7 protein-coding genes are annotated in these 7,664 nt (G+C 73.9%); all 7 read left to right on the top strand.

Translation table 11 applies throughout. The features are described 5' to 3' along the window. Positions 1-73: 73 nt before the first annotated feature. Entirely contained in the window at positions 74-1,015 is a 942-nt protein-coding gene (locus ACTHLI_RS11465; protein WP_440183670.1) for an ABC transporter permease, read from the top strand. Then, positions 1,012-2,934, top strand: a complete 1,923-nt coding sequence (locus ACTHLI_RS11460) for a dipeptide/oligopeptide/nickel ABC transporter permease/ATP-binding protein (protein ID WP_440183669.1) — start codon at positions 1,012-1,014, stop codon at positions 2,932-2,934. Before ACTHLI_RS11465 ends, ACTHLI_RS11460 begins: the two co-directional genes overlap by 4 nt. After that, positions 2,931-3,782, top strand: a complete 852-nt coding sequence (locus tag ACTHLI_RS11455; protein WP_440183667.1) for an ATP-binding cassette domain-containing protein — start codon at positions 2,931-2,933, stop codon at positions 3,780-3,782. The genes ACTHLI_RS11460 and ACTHLI_RS11455 overlap by 4 nt, the downstream gene beginning before the upstream one ends. Before the next feature lie 3 nt (positions 3,783-3,785). Beyond that, on the top strand, positions 3,786-4,637 hold the full coding sequence (locus ACTHLI_RS11450) for an alpha/beta fold hydrolase (protein ID WP_440183666.1): 852 nt from the start codon (positions 3,786-3,788) through the stop codon (positions 4,635-4,637). Further along, positions 4,634-5,785, top strand: a complete 1,152-nt coding sequence (locus ACTHLI_RS11445; RefSeq protein WP_440183664.1) for a CapA family protein — start codon at positions 4,634-4,636, stop codon at positions 5,783-5,785. Before ACTHLI_RS11450 ends, ACTHLI_RS11445 begins: the two co-directional genes overlap by 4 nt. After that, positions 5,782-7,029, top strand: coding sequence for a CaiB/BaiF CoA transferase family protein (locus tag ACTHLI_RS11440; protein ID WP_440183662.1), 1,248 nt, complete (start codon positions 5,782-5,784; stop codon positions 7,027-7,029). The genes ACTHLI_RS11445 and ACTHLI_RS11440 overlap by 4 nt, the downstream gene beginning before the upstream one ends. Then, the coding region (locus ACTHLI_RS11435) for a hypothetical protein (protein WP_440183660.1) at positions 7,026-7,664 on the top strand (639 nt) is incomplete at its 3' end. The genes ACTHLI_RS11440 and ACTHLI_RS11435, both read left to right, overlap by 4 nt.

Raw genomic sequence — 7,664 nt, 5'->3', positions numbered from 1 at the left:
TAACCCGCCCCTCCGCGGGTGCCCGGACCGTCGTCCGGGCACCCGCACCGATCCATCGGAGCGTCGTCCCCCAGTGGTCCGCCTCATCCTCACCAGGCTCGTGCTGTCCGTGGTCCTGGTCGTGATCGCCTCGCTGGCGATCTTCTTCCTGATGTCCCTCGTGCCGGGAGATCCGGCCCGCACCATCCTCGGCGCCAACGCGACGCCCGATCTCGTCGCCCGGTTGCGGCAGCAGCTCGGACTGAACCAGCCGCTTCCGGTGCAGTACGGCCGCTGGTTCGTCGGGCTGCTCCACGGCGACCTCGGCGACTCGGTGCTGAGCGGCGAACCGGTCACCTCCCTGATCCTCGCGCGCGTGCCGGTGACGCTGTCGCTGCTCGTCCTCTCGACCCTCGTCATCGGCGTGCTCGGCACCCTGATCGGGCTCGGCAGCGCGGTCCGCGGCGGGGCGGTCGGGCGTCTGCTCGACACCGTGTCGCTCGTCGGCCTGGCGCTGCCGAGCTACTGGATCGCCGTGGTCCTCGTCGCCGTGTTCGCGGTCGCGATCCGGCTGTTCCCCGCCACCGGTTACAGCCCGCTCGCGGAGGACCCGGTGCAGTGGCTGCTGTCGCTCGTGCTGCCGGTCACGGCGCTCAGCCTCGGCGGCATCACCATCGTCGCCAAGCAGATGCGCGACTCGGCGCTCGACGTGCTCGGCCGCGACTACATCCGCGTGCTGCGGGCCTCCGGGGTGCGCGAGCGGTCGATCGTGCTGAAGCACGTGCTCCGCAACGCGGCGCTGCCGTCGCTCACCGTCCTCGGGATCACGATCGTCGCCGCCCTGACGGGCGCGGTGTTCGTGGAGAACGTCTTCGTGCTCCCGGGCCTCGGCTCCCTCGTGACCCAGGCGACCACCTCCCACGACCTGCCGGTGGTGCTCGGGGTCGGCGTGTTCTTCACCCTGTTCGTCATCGTCGTCAACCTCGTCATCGACGTGCTCTACGGCGTGCTCAACCCGAAGGTGCGCGTCCGATGACCGCGATGGACCGCCGCCCCGCGCGTCGCTCGACCGGCCTCCTGCCGCACGTCCTCCGCAAGCCCGTCGGGGTGATCGCCGGCGTGGTGCTGATCCTGATCATCGCGGCCTCCCTCGCGGCGCCGCTGCTCGCCCCGCACGATCCGCTCGCGCAGAGCCTCCGGGACGTGCGGCAGGGCCCGAGCGCGCAGCACCTGCTCGGCACGGACAGCCTCGGGAGGGACGTGCTCAGCCGGCTGCTCTACGGCGGCGGCCAGTCGCTCTCGGGCGTGCTCGAGGCCCTCGTCGCGATGCTCGTCATCGCGGTGCCGCTCGGGGTGATCGCCGGCTACGTCGGCGGGCTGGTCGACCGCGTGATCCTCCGCGTCGTCGACGTGCTGCTGTCGATCCCCGGCACGATCATCACGCTCGCGGTGCTCGCGATCTTCGACAACAGCATGGTCGTCGCGATGATCAGCGTCGGTGTGCTCGCGAGCGGCGCCTTCATCCGCGTGTTCCGCAGCGTGACCCTCGCCGTCCGGCAGGAGCTGTACATCGGCGCCGCGCGCGTCGCCGGCGTGGACGAGCCGAGGATCGTGATCCGCCACGTCCTCCCGCAGCTGCGCGGGGTGCTCCTGGTGCAGATCTCGCTGTTCGCCGCCGCGACCCTCGGCATCCAGACCGGTCTCGCCTTCCTCTCGTTCGGTCCGCCGCCGCCCGCGCCGACCTGGGGCGGCATGGTCGCGGAGGCCGCGTCCCTCATCCAGATCGACCCGTGGCTGCTGGTCCCGTCCGGCGGTCTCATCGCGATCACGACGCTCGCGCTGTGCCTGCTCGGCGACGCGCTGCGCGACGCCAACCAGGAGCGCTTCACGTTCGGCGGTGCGGCCAGGGCGGCGAAGCGGCCCGCAGCGCCGGCGCCGGTCGCGCCCCCTGCGGAGGCGCCGACGGGCCGGGGCGCGGCGGGGTCGCTGCTCGCCGTCCGCGGGCTCCGGGTCGGGTTCGGTGAACCGGGCCGCGAGACGGTGGTCGTCGACGGGGTCGACCTCGACGTGGAGCCCGGCGAGGTCGTCGGCCTCGTCGGGGAGTCCGGGAGCGGCAAGACCGTGACGGCCCTCGCGCTGCTCGGGCTGCTCGGCGCGAACGGCCGCATCCTCGCCGGCTCCGTGCGGTTCGCGGGCGAGGAGCTCGTCGGGCTCTCCTCCCGGCGCCTGCGGGAGATCCGGGGCGCGGGCATCGCGATGATCTCGCAGGAGCCGATGGTCTCCCTCGACCCGTCCTTCCGGATCGGCTCGCAGATCGCCGAGGCCGCCCGGGCGCACCGCCGCCTCTCCCGGCGTGAGACGAAGGCGCGGGTGGCGGAGCTGCTGCGCGCCGTGCGGCTCGATCCCGCTGTGGCGCGGCGGTACCCGCACGAGGTCTCCGGCGGCATGGCGCAGCGCGTCGCGATCGCCATCGCGCTCGCGGGCGAGCCGCGGCTGCTCATCGCGGACGAGCCGACGACCGCGCTCGACGTGACCGTGCAGGCGGAGATCCTGGATCTGCTCCGAGGGCTGCAGGAGCGCACCGGCATGGCCGTCGTGCTCGTCAGCCACGACTGGGGGGTCATCGCCGACCTCTGCACGCGAGCCGTCGTGATGTACGCGGGCGAGGTCGTCGAGACCGCGAGCGTGCGGGAGACGTTCACCGCGCCGCGGCACCCGTACACGCTCGCGCTGCTGCGCTCGAACCCGCACGGCACCCGGCCGGGCGAACCGCTCCCGACGATCGGCGGGGTCGTCCCCTCACCGCGCGACTGGCCGGTGGGCTGCCGGTTCGCGGCGCGCTGCGCCTTCGCCACCGACACGTGCCGCAGCGGCCCGATCCCGGTGCTGTCCGTGGGCGACGACCGGACCAGCCGCTGCATCCACGTCGACGAGGTCGCGGCGGTGAAGCGATGAGCGACGTGATCGAGCAGGAGCCGTTGCTCGCCGTGTCCGACCTCGGGGTGGACTACGGCACCGGCCGGCGCCGGCACCGCGCGGTCGAGGACGTCGGATTCGAGATCCCCGTCGGGCGCACGCTCGGCCTGGTCGGCGAGTCCGGAGCGGGCAAGTCGACCATCGGCAAGGCGGTGCTCGGGCTCGTGCCCGTCGCCGCGGGAACGATCCGGTTCGAGGGGCGCGACCTCGCACGGCTCTCGCGGCGGGAGCGGCTCGCGCTCGGCGCGCGGCGGCAGGTCGTCTTCCAGGACCCGTACAGCTCGCTCGATCCGACCAGGACCATCGGGTACACCCTCGCCGAGCCGTGCAGGAGCGCGCCCCGGCCCGACCGGATGACGCCGCAGCAGATCACGGAGCGGATGGGCGCGCTGCTCAGCCGCGTCGGGCTCGCACCGGACGCCGCCGAGCGCTACCCCGCGCAGTTCTCCGGAGGGCAGCGGCAGCGGATCGCGATCGCCCGCTCGCTGATGCTGTCCCCGCGGCTGATCGTGTGCGACGAACCGGTGAGCGCGCTCGACCTGTCCGTCCAGGCGGAGGTGCTCAACCTGCTCGCCGAGGTGCAGCGGGACCTGGGGCTCAGCCTCCTCTTCATCTCCCACGACCTGACCGTCGTGCGGCACATCTCGCACGAGATCGTCGTGCTGCGCGGCGGTCACGTCGTGGAGCGGGGGCCCGCGGACCGGGTCTACGAGTACCCGGAGGACCCGTACACGCAGGCGCTGCTCGCGTCGGCGCCGGTGCCGGACCCGGAACAGCAGCAGCTTCGACGCGACGCCCGGCGGGCGCTCGCCGAACAGGAGGGATGAGCGATGCCCACGATGGACGTCGGAGACGGCGAGCTCTGGTACGAGGAGTTCGGGAGCGGGGACGAGGTCGTGCTCTCGTCGGCGATGGGCTTCCACGCGGGTGCGTACCCGGAGGTGCTCGCGGCACCGCCGACGGGCTACCACGTGTACACGATCCAGGCCCGCGGCTTCGGGCGCTCGACCCATCCCGCTGCACCGCCGGCGGAGGGCTGGCTCGACCGGTGGGCCGACGACGTCTGCGCGTTCGCCGACCGGATCGGTGCGGAGCGCTTCCTTTACACCGGCATCTCCCACGGCGGTGGGATCGGCTGGCACATCACCCGCCGGCACCCGGAGCGCCTGAAGGCCCTCATCTCCGTGGTCGGCACGCCCCACGACCGGGCGGGCGGCACCGAGTCGTCCGAGGGGCGCCGTCGGTTCATCGCCGAACGCCGGGATCCGGCGGTCGTGACCTCGATCCTCGAGCACATGGCCGGCTGGACGGACGACCCCGCCCGCATCGCGTCCCGCCGCGTCCGCTTCGCGAAGGCCGCGGAGGAGGCCGCCGTCCGGCCGGACGACGAGGCGCAGATCAACCAGGGCAAGCCCTTCCCGGAGGCGCGCACCGACGAGGACCTCGCCGAGGTGTACCGCGGCATCCGGGTGCCCGTGCTGATCCTCGCGGGCATGCGCGACGGCGTCATCTCGCCCGAGTCCGCGCTGCGCGCGGCCGTCAACGTGCGCGGTGCGAAGACGGTCCTGTTCGAGGACGAGGGCCACATGATGGGGGAGGAGTCCGCGGATCGCCTGGTGCGCGAGGTCCGGGTGTTCGTCGACGAGCTGAACGGCGTCGCCGAGCCGCCGGTCCGCGCGTGACGGGGCGGATCCGGATCGCGCTCACTGGGGACCTCATCGTCGACCGGCCCGAGCCCGACCGCTTCTTCGACGCCGTCCGCGACGTCCTCGTCGCGGCCGACCTCACCGTCGGGCAGCTCGAGGTCCCGCACGCGACGACGACGGACGTGGCGACCGCCGACGTCCCCGCCCCTCCTGCCGATCCGGCGCACCTCGCCGCAGTGCGCCGCGCGGGCTTCGACGTGCTCACGCTCGCCGGCAACCACGTGGCGGACGCCGGGGGCGCCGGGATCCGGGAGACGATCGCGGCGGCGACCGAGGCCGGCATGGCCGTCACCGGCGCGGGCGCCGACCTCGCTGCGGCGCTCGAGCCCGCGGTGACGGAGGTCGACGGCACCACCGTCGGGGTGCTCTCGTTCAACTGCGTCGGGCCGACCGACAGCTGGGCGACGAGCCGCCGCCCGGGCGGTGCCTGGGTCCGGGTGCTCACGCACTACGAGCCGATCGGCGCGAACCCGGGCGGCCCGCCCCGCGTGCACACGTGGGCGGACCCGGAGTCGCTCGACCGGATGCGCGACACGATCCGGCGCACCGCCGCGACCGTCGACGTGCTCGTCGTCGCGCTGAACAAGGGCCTGGTGCACACCCCCGTCGCGCTCGGGGCGTACGAGACCGAGGTCGCGCATGCCGCGATCGACGCGGGGGCCGCCGCCGTGGTCGCGCATCACGCGCACATCGCGCACGGGATCGAGCTGTACCGGGGGCGCCCGATCTTCCACGGCCTCGGCAACTTCGTCACCGTCACCGACGCCCTGACCCCCTCCTCCGCCGACGTGGAGGAGCAGCGGCGCTGGGCCGAGCGCCGACGCCGCCTGTTCGGGTTCGAGCCCGACCCGGCGCTGCCCAGCTGGTACCCGTTCCACCCCGAGAGCCGCAACACGCTGATCGCCGTGCTCGACGTGCTGCCCGACGGGCGGGTCGAGCCTGCGCTGGTGCCGTGCTGGATCGACGAGGACGCCAGACCTGTGCCGTGGGGCGGTGACGGAGGCGGCGACGCCGTCGTCCGCTACCTCCGGCGCATCACGCGAGCCGAGGGGTTCGCCATCGATCTCGTCCCGGACGGCGACGTCGTCCGGGTCGTGCCTGAAGGACGAGGAGCACACGAATGACCGACGACCGCACGCAGCCCCTGGCCGGGAAGACGGTCCTCGACCTGACGACGGCGCTCTCCGGCCCGTACGCCACCCTGCTGCTCGCGGGCCTCGGCGCCCGCGTCATCAAGGTCGAGAACCCCGAGCTCGGCGGCGACACCTCCCGCAACAACTCCCCGTACTACTCCGCCTCCGGGCTGCAGGCGCACCGCTCGAGCGAGCAGGACATGTCGGTCTCGATGATGCTCAGAGGGCGCAACAAGGAGAGCATCACGCTCAACCTGAAGACGCCCGACGGGGCGCGCGTGTTCAAGGAGCTGGTCGGCAAGGCCGACATGATCGTCGAGAACTTCAGCGCGGGGGTGACGCACCGGCTCGGCATCGACTTCGCGGCCGTGCACGAGCTGAACCCCCGGCTCGTGTACGCGTCGATCAGCGGCTTCGGCGCACAGGGCGTGCCCGGCAGCGGGAAGGCGATGGACACGATCATCCAGGCGCTGAGCGGCACCATGCTCACCGCGGGGGAGCCGGGCGACCCGCCAATCCGCTTCGGGCTGCCGATCGCGGACCTCGTCGCCCCGCTGTACGGCGTGATCGGCGTGCTCGCGGCCCTGCTGCAGGCGGAGGAGACGGGACGCGGGCAGCACGTGGACGTGTCCATGCTCGGCGCACTCACCTCCCTCGTGGCGTGCGAGCCGTTCGACGCGTTCGAGACGATCGGCATGCCGCTCAGGACCGGCTCCTACGTGCCGCGGCTCGCGCCGTTCGGCGTGTTCCAGGGCACGGACGGCTGGTTCGCGCTATGCGGGCCGACGGACGCGTTCAGCAGGCACCTCCTCATCGCCATCGGCGCCCCCGAGCTCGCGGACGACCCGCGGTTCGCGCGCCGCGACATGCGCGTGCGTCACGCCGACGAGCTGCACGCGATGATCCGCGACTGGGCGGGGGACCTGCCGATCGCGGAGGCGGTGCGCAGGCTGGAGGCGGAGGGCGTGCCCGCAGCCCCCGTGCGGGAGACCGGCCAGGCGGTGCGCGACCCGCTCGTGCTGCAGCGCGGCGAGGTCGAGCCGCTCGTCCACCCCGTGTACGGGCAGGCCGATGACCTGTACGGCAGCGGCGTGCCGATCGTGCTCTCCGGCAGCAGCACCGCCCTCGACCGGCCGGCGCCGTGGCTCGGCGAGCACACCGAGCAGGTGCTCGGCGAGCTGCTCGGGTACGGGGACGAGGACATCGCGGCGCTGCGCGGCGCGGGCGCCCTGTGACCGGGGCGGCGCTCGCCGAGCGCTACGCGACGAGGACCGACGACGCCCTGCGCCGTGCGGCGACGGGGGAGCCGGTGGTCGGCGTCATCGGCCGAGACGTCCCGGCCGCGCTCGTCGCGGCCGCTGGCGGCGTGCCCTTCCGCATCGCTCCGGAGGAGGCCGACGTCCGCCCGGCAGCCGAGGTGCTCGGCGGCGCGCTCGATCGTGCGGCGCTGCTCATCGCCGCCGGGGTGCTGGCCGGCCGGTACGACGGGTTGCGCGGCATCCTCGTGGCGCGGGACAGCGAGGCGTCGGTGCGGCTCGCCGCGGGGCTCGCGGAGCTCCACCGCCGCGGCCGCGTCGCCGTGCCCGTGGTGCTCGTCGACCAGGGGCACCTCCCGCGGGAGAGCACCGTCCGGTTCAACGTGGGCCGGCTCCTCGCGATGATCGACACGGTCGAGGGCTGGTGCGGAGGTGCGGTCGACGAGGCGGGTCTCGCCGCGGCGTGGGCCGACCGTGCGGCGGTCGAGGACCTGCTGCTGCGGCTCCGCGACGCCCGGCCCGCAGGCGGCGGCCCGACCGGCACGGAGGCGCTGCACGCCTACGCCGTCGCTGCGGCCGCGCCCTCGCCCGAGGCGCTCACCGCGATCGGCGCC

Source organism: Amnibacterium sp. (assembly GCF_051956055.1).
In the GTDB taxonomy this organism is placed as follows: domain Bacteria; phylum Actinomycetota; class Actinomycetes; order Actinomycetales; family Microbacteriaceae; genus Amnibacterium.
Note: the sequence above shows the minus strand (reverse complement) of the source record. Positions and strands in the feature narration are given on the sequence as shown.